Annotated in this window: 15 protein-coding genes and 1 tRNA gene; 12 read left to right on the plus strand and 4 right to left on the minus strand. The window is 73.6% G+C overall.

Annotated features, from left to right (window positions below; translation table 11 throughout):
• Nucleotide 1 precedes the first annotated feature (1 nt).
• The 4 genes from proB (at nt 2) to ACWEN6_RS00110 (ending at nt 4,807) form a co-directional block, all read left to right on the plus strand.
• The gene (gene proB, locus ACWEN6_RS00095; RefSeq protein WP_452568512.1) at nt 2-1,153 is read left to right on the plus strand and encodes a glutamate 5-kinase; all 1,152 of its coding nucleotides are present in this window, start codon (nt 2-4) and stop codon (nt 1,151-1,153) included.
• On the plus strand, nt 1,146-2,429 hold the full coding sequence (locus tag ACWEN6_RS00100) for a glutamate-5-semialdehyde dehydrogenase (RefSeq protein WP_380832365.1): 1,284 nt from the start codon (nt 1,146-1,148) through the stop codon (nt 2,427-2,429). The genes proB and ACWEN6_RS00100 overlap by 8 nt, the downstream gene beginning before the upstream one ends.
• 109 nt (nt 2,430-2,538) lie before the next feature.
• Nucleotides 2,539-2,718 (plus strand): hypothetical protein, encoded by a 180-nt coding sequence (locus ACWEN6_RS00105; RefSeq protein WP_354849650.1) that lies wholly within the window; start codon nt 2,539-2,541, stop codon nt 2,716-2,718.
• Between the two features lie 130 nt (nt 2,719-2,848).
• Nucleotides 2,849-4,807: a protein kinase domain-containing protein gene (locus ACWEN6_RS00110; RefSeq protein WP_452568193.1), complete on the plus strand. Its 1,959-nt coding sequence runs from the start codon at nt 2,849-2,851 to the stop codon at nt 4,805-4,807.
• A gap of 182 nt (nt 4,808-4,989) precedes the next feature.
• Here the strand turns inward: ACWEN6_RS00110 and ACWEN6_RS00115 are convergent, their stop codons facing one another.
• Entirely contained in the window at nt 4,990-6,006 is a 1,017-nt protein-coding gene (locus ACWEN6_RS00115) for a M48 family metallopeptidase (RefSeq protein WP_452568194.1), read from the minus strand.
• Between the two features lie 141 nt (nt 6,007-6,147).
• On the opposite strand from ACWEN6_RS00115, the gene nadD reads away from it, so the two are divergent.
• The 4 genes from nadD to ACWEN6_RS00135 all read left to right on the plus strand — a co-directional run bounded on the left by nadD (nt 6,148) and on the right by ACWEN6_RS00135 (nt 8,057).
• Nucleotides 6,148-6,753, plus strand: coding sequence for a nicotinate-nucleotide adenylyltransferase (gene nadD / locus ACWEN6_RS00120; protein WP_354849659.1), 606 nt, complete (start codon nt 6,148-6,150; stop codon nt 6,751-6,753).
• Between the two features lie 50 nt (nt 6,754-6,803).
• A complete protein-coding gene (gene rsfS / locus ACWEN6_RS00125; RefSeq protein WP_452568195.1) occupies nt 6,804-7,211 on the plus strand; it encodes a ribosome silencing factor in 408 nt (135 codons plus the stop codon).
• The gene (locus ACWEN6_RS00130) at nt 7,204-7,860 is read left to right on the plus strand and encodes a histidine phosphatase family protein (RefSeq protein ID WP_452568196.1); all 657 of its coding nucleotides are present in this window, start codon (nt 7,204-7,206) and stop codon (nt 7,858-7,860) included. Before rsfS ends, ACWEN6_RS00130 begins: the two co-directional genes overlap by 8 nt.
• 124 nt (nt 7,861-7,984) lie before the next feature.
• A tRNA-Ala gene (locus ACWEN6_RS00135) sits at nt 7,985-8,057 on the plus strand.
• Between the two features lie 84 nt (nt 8,058-8,141).
• On the opposite strand, the gene ACWEN6_RS00140 is transcribed toward ACWEN6_RS00135, so the two are convergent.
• Together ACWEN6_RS00140 and ACWEN6_RS00145 are read right to left on the minus strand one after the other, a co-directional pair.
• Complete coding sequence (locus ACWEN6_RS00140; RefSeq protein ID WP_452568197.1) at nt 8,142-9,671, minus strand: MFS transporter; 1,530 nt, start codon at nt 9,669-9,671, stop codon at nt 8,142-8,144.
• A gap of 35 nt (nt 9,672-9,706) precedes the next feature.
• Nucleotides 9,707-10,072, minus strand: coding sequence for a YybH family protein (locus ACWEN6_RS00145; protein WP_452568198.1), 366 nt, complete (start codon nt 10,070-10,072; stop codon nt 9,707-9,709).
• A 100-nt stretch (nt 10,073-10,172) separates the two neighbouring features.
• Between ACWEN6_RS00145 and ACWEN6_RS00150 the strand changes: the two genes are divergently transcribed.
• The 4 genes from ACWEN6_RS00150 to ACWEN6_RS00165 all read left to right on the plus strand — a co-directional run bounded on the left by ACWEN6_RS00150 (nt 10,173) and on the right by ACWEN6_RS00165 (nt 14,210).
• The gene (locus tag ACWEN6_RS00150) at nt 10,173-11,090 is read left to right on the plus strand and encodes a LysR substrate-binding domain-containing protein (RefSeq protein ID WP_354917391.1); all 918 of its coding nucleotides are present in this window, start codon (nt 10,173-10,175) and stop codon (nt 11,088-11,090) included.
• Nucleotides 11,091-11,210: 120 nt separating this feature from the next.
• Nucleotides 11,211-11,768 carry a GNAT family N-acetyltransferase gene (locus tag ACWEN6_RS00155; protein ID WP_354849677.1) on the plus strand — a complete coding sequence of 186 codons (558 nt, stop codon included), beginning with the start codon at nt 11,211-11,213 and terminating at the stop codon, nt 11,766-11,768.
• Nucleotides 11,769-11,963: 195 nt separating this feature from the next.
• On the plus strand, nt 11,964-13,235 hold the full coding sequence (locus tag ACWEN6_RS00160) for an FAD-binding protein (RefSeq protein WP_452568199.1): 1,272 nt from the start codon (nt 11,964-11,966) through the stop codon (nt 13,233-13,235).
• Between the two features lie 162 nt (nt 13,236-13,397).
• On the plus strand, nt 13,398-14,210 hold the full coding sequence (locus tag ACWEN6_RS00165) for a hypothetical protein (protein WP_452568200.1): 813 nt from the start codon (nt 13,398-13,400) through the stop codon (nt 14,208-14,210).
• A 234-nt stretch (nt 14,211-14,444) separates the two neighbouring features.
• Here the strand turns inward: ACWEN6_RS00165 and ACWEN6_RS00170 are convergent, their stop codons facing one another.
• Nucleotides 14,445-14,705, minus strand: coding sequence for an FCD domain-containing protein (locus ACWEN6_RS00170; RefSeq protein WP_452568201.1), 261 nt, complete (start codon nt 14,703-14,705; stop codon nt 14,445-14,447).
• Nucleotides 14,706-14,709: the final 4 nt, after the last annotated feature.

A 14,709-nucleotide genomic window follows, 5' to 3' on the forward strand; every position in this document is an offset into this window, starting at 1 on the left:
GATGGACAGCACCGGCCGGGAGCGGGTGGCGCACGCCTCCCGCCTGGTCGTGAAGGTGGGATCGTCCTCGCTGACGACCCCGCAGGGCACCATCGACGTCGACCGGGTGGACGCGCTGGTCGATGTGCTCGCCGCGCGCGGCGCGGGCGGCGCCCACATCGTGCTGGTGTCCTCCGGCGCCATCGCGGCCGGCCTCGGCCCGCTCGGCCTGTCCGCCCGCCCGCGCGACCTGGCCACCCAGCAGGCCGCCGCCTCGGTCGGGCAGGGCGTGCTGGTCGCTCGCTACACCTCCTCCTTCGCCCGGTACGGCCGCCGCGTCGGGCAGGTGCTGCTCACCGCCGACGACATGATGCGCCGCTCCCACCACCGCAACGCGCAGCGCACGCTGCTGCGGCTGCTGGAGCTCGGCATCGTCCCGGTGGTCAACGAGAACGACACCGTCGCCACCGACGAGATCCGCTTCGGCGACAACGACCGTCTCGCCGCCCTGGTGGCCCACCTCATCCACGCCGACGCGCTGGTGCTGCTGTCCGACGTGGACGCCCTGTACGACGGGGACCCCCGCCAGCCGGGTTCGCGCCGCATCCCGCACGTCCGAGGGGCGGCGGACCTGGAAGGGGTCGAGCTCGGCAGGTCGGGCCGGGTCGGCACCGGCGGCATGATCACCAAGGTCGAGGCCGCGCGCATCGCCACCGGGGCGGGGGTGCCGGTCGTGCTCACCGCCGCCGCCCACGCCGCCCAGGCCCTGGCCGGAGCGGACGTCGGCACCTTCTTCCAGCCCGATGGCCGCTACCCCGGCACCCGTCTGCTCTGGCTGGCGCACGCCACGACCGGGCGCGGACGCCTGTACCTGGACCCCGGCGCGGTGGAGGCCGTGGTGGGCCGGCGCAAGTCGCTGCTGCCCGCGGGGGTAACCCGCGTCGAGGGCGACTTCAGCGCCGGCGACCCGGTCGATCTCTACAGCCCGCACGGCACGCCGGTGGCGCGTGGGCTGGTGAACTTCGACGCCGCGGAGATCCCCGAGCTGCTCGGGCGTTCCACGCGCGAGCTGGCCGCGACTCTCGGCCCCGAGTACGAGCGAGAGCTGATCCACCGCGACGACATCGTCATACTGGACCCCACCACCGAGAGCAGGAGCGCGAGGCATGTCTGAGGCCGATGACTTCCTGAAGGTCGCCCACGCCGCCCGAGAGGCCGCCGCCGAGCTCGCGCCCCTTCCGCGTGCCGCGAAGGACGCCGCTCTGCATGCCGTCGCCGACGCGCTGGTGGACAGGGTCGGTGAGATCGTCGAGGCCAACGCCCTGGACGTCGCCGCCGCGCGCGAGGGCGGCACGACCGAGACCATGATCGACCGCCTGCGGCTGAACGCCGCGCGGGTCGCGGACATCGCCGGCGCGGTGCGCGAGGTGGCCGACCTGCCCGACCCGGTGGGCGAGGTGGTCCGGGGCAACACGCTGCCGAACGGCCTGGAGCTGCGGCAGCTCCGCGTCCCGCTCGGCGTCGTCGGCATCATCTACGAGGGCCGGCCCAACGTGACCGTCGACGCGGCGGCGCTGTGCCTCAAGAGCGGCAACGCCGTGCTGCTGCGCGGCTCGTCCAGCGCCTACCACTCCAACACCGCCCTGGTGCGCGTCATGCAGGACGCTTTGAAGGGCACCGAGGTCCCGGCGGGGGCGGTGCAGCTCGTGCCGGGCACCACCCGCGAGTCGGTCAAGCACCTGATGCGGGCCCGCGGGCTGGTCGACGTCCTGATCCCGCGCGGCGGCGCCTCGCTGATCAACTCGGTGGTGGAGGAGTCCACGGTGCCGGTGATCGAGACCGGCGTCGGCAACTGCCACGTGTACGTGGACGCCGACGCCGACCTCGACCTGGCCATGGAGATCCTGGTCAACGCCAAGGTGCAGCGCCCCTCGGTGTGCAACGCCGCCGAGACGCTGCTGGTGCACGCGGCCGTGGCCGACGCCTTCGTCCCGGCGGCCCTGGCGCGGCTGGCGCAGGAGGGCGTCACCGTGCACGGGGACGAGCGGGTCGCCGCATACGGCGAGGCCGTCGTGCCCGCCAACGAGGACGACTTCGGGCAGGAGTACCTCTCGCTCGACATCGCCGCCGCGGTGGTGGACACGCTCGAGGACGCCGTCGCGCACATCCGGCGGTACGGCTCGGCGCACACCGATGCGATCGTCACCCGCTCGCAGAAGGCCGCGCGGCGGTTCGTGGCGCTGGTCGACTCGGCGGCGGTGGCGGTGAACGCCTCCACGCGGTTCACCGACGGCGGCGAGTTCGGCTTCGGCGCCGAGATCGGCATCTCGACGCAGAAGCTGCACGCCCGGGGGCCGATGGGGCTGCCCGAGCTGACCTCCACCAAGTGGGTCTACACCGGCGACGGCCACCTGCGCACCTCCGCGGGCACCGTGATCGCCGGCTCCTGACCCGGCGCAGACGGCACGGGGCGTCTCAGCGGGCGCCCGATGTTGTGGTGACTTCGCGTGTTCGGCGTGTCGCCGTGGGTGAGCGCCTGGGTGGCGGTTGACTGTGGCCATGGGTCTCGTCTTCGCGCTCGGGTACGCCGCCCTGGTCATGGCGGCCGCCGACCAGATCATGCTGTGGCTGGAGCGCCGCGGTCACGTCAACTGGCGGCGCACCGGCAGGAAGGCGCTGTCCACGGTGCCGCGCGTCCGGCTGGACACCCTGCTGGAGGACTCCTCGCCCTCCCGGTGATCTCCGGTTCATGGCGGTCCACGGCTCCATGGTGATCTGTGGCTCGCGGCGAATTCGGGCAAATTTCAACTACCGCTTCCGGCGCGTCGCCGACGCGCGCGGGTCGTTGGGCGCTATGGTGGCGTTCCCTATGGGTGGACGGCGAGTGGGCGGGCCCGGGAGAGTCGGCCCGTACACCATGGTGGAGCGCCTCGGACGTGGTGGCATGGGCGAGGTCTACCTCGCCATCGGCCGACGCGGGGCGAAGGTCGCCGTCAAGATCCTGCGTGACCCCATCGGAGACGATCCCGACTCCCGATTAAGGCTCGACCGCGAGGTGCGCGCGCTGCGCCGGGTCGAGAGCCCCTACGTCGCCCGCGTGCTGGACGCCGATCTGTCCGGGGACCGGCCCTACCTGGTCATGGAGCACATCGAGGGGGAGACCCTCCTCGACGCGGTGCGGCGGGGCGGCCCCCTGTCGGGTCCGCAGCTCGTCGACCTCGCCCGAGGGCTGGCCACGGCGATCGCGATCATCCACGCCGCGGGGGTCGTCCACCGCGATGTCAAGCCGGCCAACGTGGTGCTCGGCCCCGACGGCCCGGTGCTGATCGACTTCGGCATCGCGCAGGTGTCGGACGCCACCCGGGTCACCATGACCGGCACCTTCCTCGGCACGCCGGGATACTCGGCCCCCGAGGTGTTCGCCGAGGAGTCCGTCGGCGAGCCCGCTGACGTCCACTCCTGGGCGGCGACGGTGGCGTTCGCGGCCACCGGGCGCCCGACGTTCGGCCGCGGCACGGTCGAGGCGCAGATGTACGCCGTCCTGAACGGGCGGGCCGACCTGGCGGGCGTGCCCGGCTCCCTGCTGCCGCTGGTGCGCGCCGCGCTGAACCGCGAGCCGGCCAAGCGGCCGACCGCCGCGTTGCTGTCGGACCGGCTGGCTCGCCTGGCCCGCGCGACGGCGCCCGCGGCGGGCGGTGCGCACGACGACCCTGCGGCGGGCCGCGTCCGGTCCGACGGCGCGGCGAACGCCCGGGCCAAGGCCGCCGACGCGCCGCCGGTCGCCCGGCCGAAGCCCGAGGGCGCCACGGCCGCACGCGCGCGGCCGGAGGGGCCCGCGACCGTCCGCGCGAAGGCGGACGGCCCGCCGGTGGTGCGCGCCAAGGCCGACGGCCCGGCCGCCGGGCGGGCGAAGCCCGACGCCGCCGCCGGCCGAGGGAAGGCCGATGGTCCCGCGGGCGGCCGGAGCAGGCCCGAGGACGCCGCCACAGGCCGGGCTCAGGAGGAGACGCCGGGGGAGCGCGCCCGGATTCGCCCCTCCGCGGCGGACGCCGCCGACCGCCGGGCCAAGCCCGACGCCGTAGAGCGCCGGGGTAAAGCCGACGCCGGTCGGCGGGCCAAGGCCGACGGCCAGGAGCGCGGGGCGAAGGCCGAGGCTTCCGCGCGACGGGTGCGGGGTGAGGCCGCCGAGCGCCGCACCAGGGCCGGTGGTGCCACGGCGATGGCCAGGGTCCGGCGGGCCGCCGCGGACGTCAGGGAGTCGGCGCTCGCGACCGACGCCGCGCCGGCCGCGTCGATCTCCTCCCCGCCCGGCAGCGCCGTGCTCATCGTCCTGGCCATGCTGGCCGTGCCCTGCGTGGTGGTGTCGGTGATCTGGCCGCCGGCCACGTTCATCGTCACGGCGTCCCTGTGCGTGCTGGCCCGCGCCTGGTGGACCGGGCACTGGCTGGTCAGGAACCGAAGGTCGGCCAGAGTGCGGGGAGCGCTGCGCGTGGTGTGCTTCCCGGTGACCCTGACCGGGTCGGTCCTCAGCGCGGCGGTGTGGCCGGGAGTGCCCGCCTCCGCGATCGCCGCCTCGGCGTTCTGGGTGGCCGCCGGAGGGAGCATCGAGGGCGAGTGGTGGACGCAGCCGGGCCCGATGACCGTGGCCGGGGTGGTCTTCGGCGTCGTGTGCGGCGGCATCGTCGGCAGCGAGGTCGAGCGGGCCGGCGTCCGCGTGCCCGACCTGCGCAGGGAAGGGCTGCGGGCGCTCGCCGTCCTCGGCGGCTTCGTCGCGGTGTGCGCCGCCGCCGTCCGCGTCCTGGCCTGGGTGCTGCCGCACGCCTTCTGAGGGACACCGGGCCACCCGGCGGGCCGGGGCCCGTCAGGATGGGCCGCCGGGCGGGACGAAAGGCCGTGAGCTGCGGCGGCGCGCACCGCGTCCGCCCCCGTGCGCAGCTCGACGGCGTGCCGGCCGATGCCGCGGACCGGTCGCGGCCGGCTCGCCCGCCGGCCGTGGACCGCGGGCGCCGGTCAGTTGTCCCGGCGGGCGAACCGGTTGAAGATGCGCTCGCCGGCGTTGACCGCGCCCTCGGCGACGTCGCGCAGGACGCCGATGAACGGGTCCTGGGACTGCGCCCACGACTCGCGGTAGGAGCGGGCGGCCGCCTTGACCTCCTCGGAGACCTTGGCGTTGGCGTCGTCCTCGCGGCGGGGGTAGTCGCCGGACAGGATGGCCTCGTACTCGCCTTCCCGCCGCCACCGGTCGAGCTCGGCCACGCGCATCACCGCGAACGGGTGGGTGGAGCCCAGCAGGTTGAGCACCTTCAGCAGGCCGTCACGCACGTCCCCGGCGGTGTCGTACTCGCGGGCCTGGTCCAGGAAGGCCTCGATGTTCATCTCGTGCAGGCGGGAGCCGCCGGCGAGCTTCATCAGGGCGCGCATGGCGGCCTCGGGGTCCTGCCCGCAGAGTATGCCGCCGCGGTCGGCCGACAGCTCGGCCTTGCGGTGCCACTCCTCCAGGGCGGTGACGATGATGCGCAACCCGATGTACCCGAGCGGGATCCACGCCACGCGGGTGGCCAGGCGGGTCAGGATCGCCAGCATCGTGCCGTAGACGGCGTGGCCGGACAGGATGTGCGAGGTCTCGTGCCCGATGACGAACCGCAGCTCCTCCTCGTCCATCAGGTCGAGCAGGCCGGTGTTGACCACGATGAACGGGTCGTCGAAGCCGATCGCCATGGCGTTCGGCCGCGGGTCCTGCTGGACGTAGACCTCGGGGATGCGGTGCAGGTCGAGGATGTAGGCGCTGTCGCGGCCCATGTCGTACAGGGCGCGGAACTGGGTCTCGCTGGCCCGCACCGAGGAGCCGAGGAACATCAGCCGCAGACGGCGCTCGCTGAACAGGCCGGACATGCGCTTGAGCACCGAGTCGAAGCCCGACAGGGAGCGCATCGCCACGAGAGCCGACCGGTCGGCTGGATGCTCGTAGGCCCGGGAACTGATGCCGGGCAGCTGGACACGGTTGCGATCCGGGGTGGAGGTGGTCATGGTCGGCATGCTACGTCGGGGCGGATGCCCGCGCGCGGCCCAGGAAGATGCTTCCTGCCCCGGCGGGGCGCCCGGGCGTGCCGCCGCGACGCCGGGGGGCCGGAGCCCCGCGGGGCCGAGCGGCACGTTAGGGTCCCTCGCATGAGAAATGGGGCCCCTACCAGGCGGCTTGGCATCATGGGCGGGACGTTCGACCCGATCCACCATGGCCACCTCGTCGCGGCCAGCGAGGTCGCCCATCACTTCAACCTGGACGAGGTGGTGTTCGTCCCGACCGGCCGGCCGTGGCAGAAGGCCGAGCAGACGGTGTCGGCGGCGGAGGACCGCTATCTGATGACGGTCATCGCGACCGCGTCCAACCCTCGCTTCTCGGTGAGCCGCATCGACGTCGACCGTCCGGGGCCGACCTTCACGATCGACACTCTGCGCGACATCGCGGCCATGTACGAGCCGGGCGCCGAGCTGTACTTCATCACCGGCGCCGACGCGCTGGCGCAGATTCTGAGCTGGCGCGACGTCGATGAGCTCTTCACGATGGCGCATTTCGTAGGCTGTACTCGTCCGGGCCATCTCCTGCAGGACCCGGGCCTCCCGGAGGGGAAGGTCAGCCTCGTCGAGATCCCGGCGCTCGCGATCTCTTCCTCGGAGTGCCGGCAGCGGGTGGCCGCCGGGGAGCCGATCTGGTACCTGGTCCCCGACGGGATTGTTCAGTACATCAACAAGCGGGGGCTTTACCGGGCATCCTGATAATGGGAATGCTGGACCTCGTAACCTTCACAGGAGGAACAAGCCGCATCGTGACAGCATCCGAGAGATCCCGCCAGCTCGTCCTGCTCGCCGCCGAGGCGGCGGCCGAGAAGCTGGCGGACGACATCATCGCCTATGACGTGAGCGACCAACTGGTCATCACCGACGCCTTCGTACTCTGCTCCGCCTCCAACGACCGCCAGGTCCGCGCGATCGTCGACGAGATCGAGGAGCGGCTGCGCATCGAGGCCCACGCCAAGCCCGTCCGCCGCGAGGGCGAGCGGGAGGGACGCTGGGTGCTCCTGGACTATCTGGACATCGTCGTGCACGTGCAGCACGAGGAGGACCGCACCTTCTACGCCCTGGAGCGGCTGTGGAAGGACTGCCCGTCCATCGCCCTGCCCGAGAGCGTGCGGCGGGTGCAGGCCCAGCGGGCCCGCGGGACGGCAGGTGACTGAGGGGAAGCGCGGTGGCCGGCGCGTCGTGTTCTGGCGCCACGGCCAGACGCTGTGGAACGTCGAGCAGCGCTTCCAGGGGCACACCGACATCCCGCTCGACGAGACCGGTGTGGCGCAGGCCGAGCGGGCGGCCTCGCTGCTCGCGTCGCTGCGCCCGTCGCTGATCGTCTCCTCGCACCTGCGACGGGCTCAGGACACCGCCGCCGCACTCGGGGCGGTCGCCGGGCTGGACGTCCTGGTGGACAAGGACCTGCGTGAGCGCGGCGGCGGCGAGTGGGAGGGGCTCACCCGCGCCGAGATCGCGGCGGGCTGGCCGGTGCAGTACGCCGAGTGGGAGGCGCCGGGCGGCGAGGCCGTCACCGACGTCGCCGACCGCGTGGCCGCCGCCACCCGGCGCTGGGTGGCCCGGCTGGAGGAGGGCGGCCTGCTCGTCGTCGCCTCCCACGGCGCGGCGATCCGCCTGGGGCTGGCGCGGCTGCTCGGCCTGCCGGAGGAGCTGTGGTCCGTTCTGGGCGGTCTGAGCAACTGTTCCTGGTCCGTCCTGCAGGAGGGCCGCAAGGGCTGGCGCCTGCTGGAGCACAACGCCGGCACGCTCCCCGAGCCGATCAGCAGCGACGACCGTCCCGACTCGGCTGCGGCCGCCATCTGACCGCGCGGCCCGGTCGCGGCGGCGCGCGGCGTCCGGGCGGCGGGAAGGTGTCGATTAGGTCAACGGGGGGTTGTCGCTATATGCTCTCCGAGCGCCGCAAGGGGAACACCCCGAGCGGTGACCAGGGGCTATGGCGCAGCTGGTAGCGCGCCTCCATGGCATGGAGGAGGTCTGGGGTTCGAATCCCCATAGCTCCACCGGGGTCCGTCCTCAGGACGGTCCCAGGGAAGCGACGAGATCCCGCCCGATCAACGATCGGGCGGGATCTTCGCGTCCGGGCCCTATCGGCGGGCCGGCTCCGCGACGGGCGGCCGGTCGTCCTGACGCGCGGCGGGCGGCCGGGCCGGCCGCATGAGCACGACCACCAGCAGGCCGGCGAGGACACCGGCGGCCCCGCCTACGGCGTAGGTGGCCTGGACTCCCGACACGGCCGCGGCGTGCGCCGCGCCGTCCAGCGCCTGGCGCGCGGCGGGCGGCACGGCGGCCAGCAGCGCGGGCGTCTGCCCGCCGGCGATGCCCCGGGCGAGTCGGGCGGCCTGCGGGAGGCCGTTCTCAGAGAGGCCGGTCTGGGCGCGGGCGGCGAAGACGCTGCCGAGGGCGGCGATGCCCAGGGCGAAGCCGAGCTGGCGGGTGGTGTTGACCGCGCCGGCGGCCATTCCGCCCCGCTCGGGCGGGACGAGCGACATGGACACCGAGCCGAGGATCGGCGTCGCCAGGCCGACCCCGACGCCGATCACGGCGAAGCCGGGCAGCAGCGCCGTCCAGCCGGCCGCACCGTGCACGAGCGCGGCGGCGAGCAGGCAGCCGAGGCCGACGAACAGCAGTCCCGCGCCGATCACCAGGTCCGGCCGCCGGCCGTGCAGCGCCCGTCCCAGCAGCGCCGAGACGATGAACGACATGACCGACATCGGCAGTCCGGTGAGCCCCGCGCCGATGGGGGTCAGTCCGAGCACCGACTGCAACCAGATCGAGGTGTAGGTGAAGGGGGCGAAGGCCGCGAACGTCATCAGCGCTCCGGCGAGCAGGACGCCCGCGAACGAGCGGTCGCGCAGCAGCCTCAGGTCGAACATCGGGTGGCGTGAGCGCGCCTCGAAGACGGCGAACACGGCCAGCAACGCCGCCGCCAGGACCAGGAGCCACCAGACCGCGGCGTCGAACCAGCCCTCCTCGTTCGCGCGGATCAGCGCGTAGGTGCCGCAGGCCGCCGCGGCGCTGAAGCTCGCGATGCCCAGGACGTCGACCCGGCCTCGGGCAGGCGCGTTCGCGCCGGCGAGCACTCTGACGCAGAGCACGATCGCGACGGCACAGACCGGCAGGTTGACGAAGAAGATCCAGCGCCAGGAGACGCCCTCGGTGAGCAGGCCGCCGAGTATCGGGCCCACCGCGGCCGAGGCCCCCGCCACCGCGCCCCACACGCCGTACGCGCTGCCGCGGTCCCGTCCGGTGTAGGCGCTGTTGAGCAGCGCGAACGTGGTGGCGAACATGGCGGCCGCGCCGATGCCCTGCACGGCGCGGGCGGCGATCAGCACGCCGGTGCCGGGGGACAGGCCGCACGCGGCCGACGAGATCGCGAAGAGGGCGAGCCCGGCGATGTAGGCGCGGCGGTGCCCGGCGAGATCGGCGATCGACCCCGCGCCGAGCAGGAGCGCGGCCAGCGCGAGGGCGTAGGCGTCCACGACCCATTGCAGCGCCCCGAACGACGCGCCGAGGTCGCCCACCATGTCCGGCAAGGCCACGTTCACGATCGTGACGTCGATCAGGAGCATGAACGTGCCCAGGCAGACCGTGATCAGCGGCAGCCACTTGCGCATGTCGATACCTGTTCCTTCGTGGTGTCGAGGGTGGTTCAGCGGGAGAGGGGAACGAATTCGGGCTGGTCGAGGAGGCGGAGCCAGCTGCCGTCGGGCTGGCGGCGCAGGACCTGGGCGCGGGCGCCGGCGCCGTCCCTCGGCGCGGTGGAGGTGAGGGCGATGTCGCCGCTGATCAGCGTGGGCAGCGGCTCCTCCGGTTCGAAGTGGGGGCGACCCGCCAGCACCTGCTCCCACAGCGCGCGGATCGCCTCCCGGCCGGCCGTCCGGCCGCCGGGCGGGTACGCCAGTACCGCCTCCTGCTCGTACAGGGCGGCGACCCCGGCCGCGTCGCCGGCGTTGGAGCGCTCGACGAACAAGCGGGTGATGTCCTCCGGCCGCATGGCCTTCTCGTACTCCGTCATGGATCTTCCTCCTGGCATCGGGCTCTGACGTGTCCCAGATTGCGGGCACCGCGGCCAGAAGTCCAACAGATGGATCTGCTAGAAGCTAGAATCAACAGTCATGGAACTCCGGCAGCTGGAATACTTCGTCGCCGTCGCCGAGGAGCGCAACTTCACCCGCGCCGCCGAGCGGGTGCACATCAGCCAGTCCGGCGTCAGCGCCCAGATCCGGCAGCTCGAACGGGAGCTCGGCGCCGAGCTGTTCGACCGGTCCGCGCGGTCGGCCACCCTCACGGTCGCGGGGAAGGCCGCGCTGGAGCACGCCCGGGCGGCGCTCGCCGCCGCCGGGGCGCTCGGCCAGGCGGTCGGCGAGGTGACCGACCTGATCCGGGGGCGGCTGACGGTCGGCATGGTCATCGGCTGCACCATCACGCCCCTGTTCGACGCCCTCGCCGCCTTCCACCGGGCGCATCCCGGCGTGGAGATCTCGCTGCTGGAGGACAACTCCGACCGGCTCGTCGAGGGCGTGCGCGCCGGCACTGTCGACCTGGCCCTGATCGGCACCGCGACCGCCACCCCCGAAGGGCTGGGCGCGCTCACGATCATCAGCGAGCGCCTCGTCGCGGTGGTCCAGGCCGGCCACCCCCTGACGTCCCTGCCCCGGGTCACGCTGCGCGACCTGGTGGACCTGCCGATCATCTGCATGCCGCCCGGCACCGGCCTGCGCACGGTCTTCGACCAGGCCTGCGCGGCGCGGAACCTCCGGCCGCTGATCGCCTTGCAGGCCAGCGCCGCCGACGCCATCGCCGACCTCGCCGGGCGCGGGCTGGGGGTCGCCGTCCTGTGCGACTCGATGGTGGGCGGTCACCGGGACCTCACCGCGCTGCCCATCGACGACGTCGAGACACCGGCCCTGCTCGCCCTGGTGTGGAAGGACACCCACGGTCCCGCGGCGCGTGAGCTGCTGGTGCACGCCCACCGAGCGTTCGGGACCGGCCGGGGGCGGGCGCCCGGCCGCGAGCCGGGCGGGGCCGGCTGAGACAGGGGGCGGCCGGCCGCGGGGCCGCCCCGGCGGTGGGCCGGGCGCGAGTCGGCCCGGGCGGCGTGCCGGGCGCGAAAGCGGTTGTCCCGGCCGGTGCGCGGCTGGTAGCACTGGCGGGTGACATTCGCCAGCAAGCCCACGTTGACCGGTGAGCGCGTCGTGCTTCGCCCGGCCGGTCCCGAGCATGTCGAGGGCCTGTGGGAACTCGTCAACGATCCCGAGACCGTGCGCCTGACGGGCTCGCACGGGAAGCCCACCCGTGCGGCGATCGAGAAGTGGTACTCCACCCGGGGTGAGCAGGACAATCGGCTCGACCTCGCCATCTGCGACGTCAAGGAGGGCGATTACGTCGGTGAGATCGTGTTGAACGACCTGGACGCCGACAACCTGTCCTGCGGCATGCGCATCGCCCTGGCCGGGCCGCGGGTCTTCGGCCGCGGCTACGGCTCCGAGGCGATAGAGCTGGTCCTCGCGCACGTCTTCGCCACGGTGGGGCTGCACCGGGTCTCGCTCGAGGTCTTCGACTTCAACGAGCGGGCCCGGCACGTGTACCGCAAGGCGGGCTTCGTGGAGGAGGGCGTGCTGCGCGACGCGCTGCGCTGGGACGGAGCCTGGCACGACGCGATCGTGATGTCCGTCCTGGCTCCCGACTGGGCCGCCCGCCGCGGCGCGTGACGCCCGGCTCCCGCACTCCTGCCCGGCCGGCGGCCTCTGCCGCGTCCGCCGTGGCCGGGGTCGTCGGGCTCCCGCCGCGTCGGGCGCGCCGACGCCGTGCCGGGCAGGCGGCCTCCCCGGATGGATCCCTTACGTCTAGAGTGCCATTCAGCGGTCAAATGGAGCACTTGCCGTGAAAGCCGAGGGAAGCCGCAGTTGACGCAGAAGCTGACTAATTGGGCACGTAATATCACTTTCGCGGCGAAGCGCCTCGACGCCCCCTCGTCGCTGGACGAGCTGCGCGGCCTGATCGCGGGAAGCGCCAAGGTGCGGGTGCTCGGAAGCGGGCACTCGTTCAACCGCATCGCCGACTCGCCGGGCGCCCTGGTCTCGCTGGACGGGCTGCCGCAGGTCGTGGAGATCGACACCGCCTCGGCGGCCGTGCACGTCTCCGGCGGCGTGCGGTACGCCGAGCTCGGGCGGCGCCTGCACGACAAGGGGTACGCCGTCCCCAACATGGCGTCGCTGCCGCACATCTCGGTCGCCGGCTCCTGCGCCACGGCGACCCACGGGTCCGGCGTCGGAAACGGCAGCCTCGCGACGGCCGTGTCGGCGGTGAAGATGGTCACCGCCGACGGCGACCTGGTGACGCTGAGCCGCGACCGGGACGGGGAGGAGTTCGACGGCGCCGTCGTGGCGCTCGGCGCCCTCGGGGCCGTCGTCGGCCTGACCCTCGACATCGTCCCCGCCTTCGAGGTGCGGCAGTACGTCTACGAGGGGCTGCCCGTCGAGGCGCTGGACGACCACTTCGAGGACCTGGTCTCGCGCGCCTACAGCGTCAGCATGTTCACCGACTGGCGCACCTCGCGCATCGGCCAGGTGTGGGTCAAGGAGCGCCTGGACCAGGCCACCGGTCCCGCGCCCGTCCCCGATCTGTTCGGCGCCATCCCGGCCGACGGGCCCCGGCACCCGGTGCCCGGCATGCCGGCCGTCCACTGCACCGAGCAGATGGGCGTCCCCGGACCGTGGTTCGAGCGGCTGCCGCACTTCCGCCCCGACTTCACCCCGAGCAGCGGCGAGGAACTGCAGTCGGAGTACATGGTCGCCCGCCGGGACGCTGTGGCCGCGCTGCACGCCCTGGAGTCGATCAGCGACCGCATCGCCCCCGTGCTGCAGATCTCCGAGATCCGCACCATCGCCGCCGACCGGCAGTGGCTCAGCCCCTTCCACGAGCGCGACAGCGTGGCCTTCCACTTCACCTGGATCAAGGACGCCGACGCGGTCACGCCCGTCCTGGGCCTCATCGAGGACCGCCTGGCCCCCTACGCCCCGCGTCCCCACTGGGGCAAGCTCTTCACCGTCGACCCTGAGACGCTCCGGTCGCGCTACCCCCGCCTCGGCGACTTCCAGGCGCTCGCCCGCCGCTACGACCCCACCGGCAGGTTCGCCAACGACTTCGTCGCCCGCCACCTTCTCGACGCCTCCTGACGGCCACGCTCCACGGGCGCCGTGGCGGCGGGTCCCCGTCACCCGCTTTCGCGGCGGGCGTCGTGCGCCCAGACGGTCGGCCGGGTACTCCCGTGGTCGTACGGCGAACGCCGCCCGCCGTACGATGCGGGGCTCGGCGGCAGCCGGGAGGGTGGAACGGTGATGACCACGGCCACCGCGGGCGCCCGCCCGGCCTCGCCGCTCCGCCGGGGCCTCGCCGTCCTGGCGGCCCACTGGGACGACGCCCCTGCCGCCGAGCGCGTCTGTCACGTCGTGGGCGTGGTGCTGGTGGCGGCGGGGGTGTTCCATCTCGGGGTGTTCGCCGTCCTCGGCGGTCCCTGGGAGGGGCCTGTGTCCTGGCGCAAGCCTGCGACGTTCGGCGTGTCCTTCGGGCTGACCCTGATAACGATCGCCTGGGTGACCTCGTACGTGCGCCTGCGACCGCACCTTCGTGCCGTGCTGCTCGGGGTCTTCGCCGCCGACTGTGCGGCCGAGGTGGGCGGCATCACCCTGCAGGCGTGGCGGCACGTCCCCTCGCACTTCAACCGCGAGACCACCGTGGACGGCCTGGTGTCGACGATGCTGGCGGCCGGGGGCGTCATCCTGGTGGCGGTCCTGGTCGTCTTCTCGGTCCAGGCCCTGCGCGGCGACCCCGGTCTGCCGGCGAGCATGCGACTGGCGCTGCGCGCGGGGTTCCTCACCCTGCTCGTCGGGCTGGCCTCGGGCGCCGCGATGATCGCCCGTGGCATGACCCTGGTCGCCGCCGGCCGGCCCGAGCTCGCCTACCAGGTCGGCGGCTTCCTCAAGCCCGTGCACGGGGTGAGCCTGCACGGAGTGCTGGTGCTCCCGGCGCTGGCCTGGCTGCTGGGGCGCACCCGATGGGACGAGCCGCGCCGCACCCGGGTCGTCGCACTGGCCGCCGCCGGCTACGGGTTCGCCATCGGCGGCGCGCTGCTGCTGTCACTGGCGCGCTAGCCCGCGAGGGTCCTTCACCGGCCCGGGGGCGGGGAGGGCCAGGCGGCTGAATCCTGGGAGACCAACTGTGCGAGGTATCGGCGTGTGGCGACGCGGCCGCCCTCCCGAGGCGTCCCCGGCCTCGGAGGCGGACGCGCCGCCACACGGCTTTCCCGTGGAGACAAGCGACTTCGCCCTCGTGATCAATCTCCTCGGGGGATGTTTCCTCTTAGCGAGCCGCGGGTGACATCTGTGTCAACTTCCGAACGACGCGGGCGCCCGCCGCCTGCGGCGCCGGCTCGGCGGGGGCTGGGCGGGCTCCTGCCAGGAGGCCCGGCCACGCCGGCGGGCCACCGGAGTGTGGTGCCAGCGGACCCTGCGGGACACCTGGCCGGCCAGGTCACCGAGGACGGCGTTGCCCGACATCTCCGTGATGGTCGCGTGCAGCTCGGAGTTGGCCGCCATGGCGCCGTCGATGTCGCCGGCCTCGACGGCGGCCTGGCCGCGCGCGCACAACGCG

Source organism: Sphaerisporangium sp. NPDC004334 (assembly GCF_053602655.1).

What these genes read in the sequence shown, in the direction of transcription:
- proB (WP_452568512.1), top strand. Translation starts at nt 2, where the DNA reads ATGGACAGCACCGGCCGGGAGCGGGTGGCGCACGCCTCCCGCCTGGTC.
- ACWEN6_RS00100 (WP_380832365.1), top strand. Translation starts at nt 1,146, where the DNA reads ATGTCTGAGGCCGATGACTTCCTGAAGGTCGCCCACGCCGCCCGAGAG.
- ACWEN6_RS00105 (WP_354849650.1), top strand. Translation starts at nt 2,539, where the DNA reads ATGGGTCTCGTCTTCGCGCTCGGGTACGCCGCCCTGGTCATGGCGGCC.
- ACWEN6_RS00110 (WP_452568193.1), top strand. Translation starts at nt 2,849, where the DNA reads ATGGGTGGACGGCGAGTGGGCGGGCCCGGGAGAGTCGGCCCGTACACC.
- ACWEN6_RS00115 (WP_452568194.1), bottom strand. Translation starts at nt 6,006, where the DNA reads ATGACCACCTCCACCCCGGATCGCAACCGTGTCCAGCTGCCCGGCATC.
- nadD (WP_354849659.1), top strand. Translation starts at nt 6,148, where the DNA reads ATGAGAAATGGGGCCCCTACCAGGCGGCTTGGCATCATGGGCGGGACG.
- ACWEN6_RS00140 (WP_452568197.1), bottom strand. Translation starts at nt 9,671, where the DNA reads ATGCGCAAGTGGCTGCCGCTGATCACGGTCTGCCTGGGCACGTTCATG.
- ACWEN6_RS00145 (WP_452568198.1), bottom strand. Translation starts at nt 10,072, where the DNA reads ATGACGGAGTACGAGAAGGCCATGCGGCCGGAGGACATCACCCGCTTG.
- ACWEN6_RS00150 (WP_354917391.1), top strand. Translation starts at nt 10,173, where the DNA reads ATGGAACTCCGGCAGCTGGAATACTTCGTCGCCGTCGCCGAGGAGCGC.
- ACWEN6_RS00165 (WP_452568200.1), top strand. Translation starts at nt 13,398, where the DNA reads ATGACCACGGCCACCGCGGGCGCCCGCCCGGCCTCGCCGCTCCGCCGG.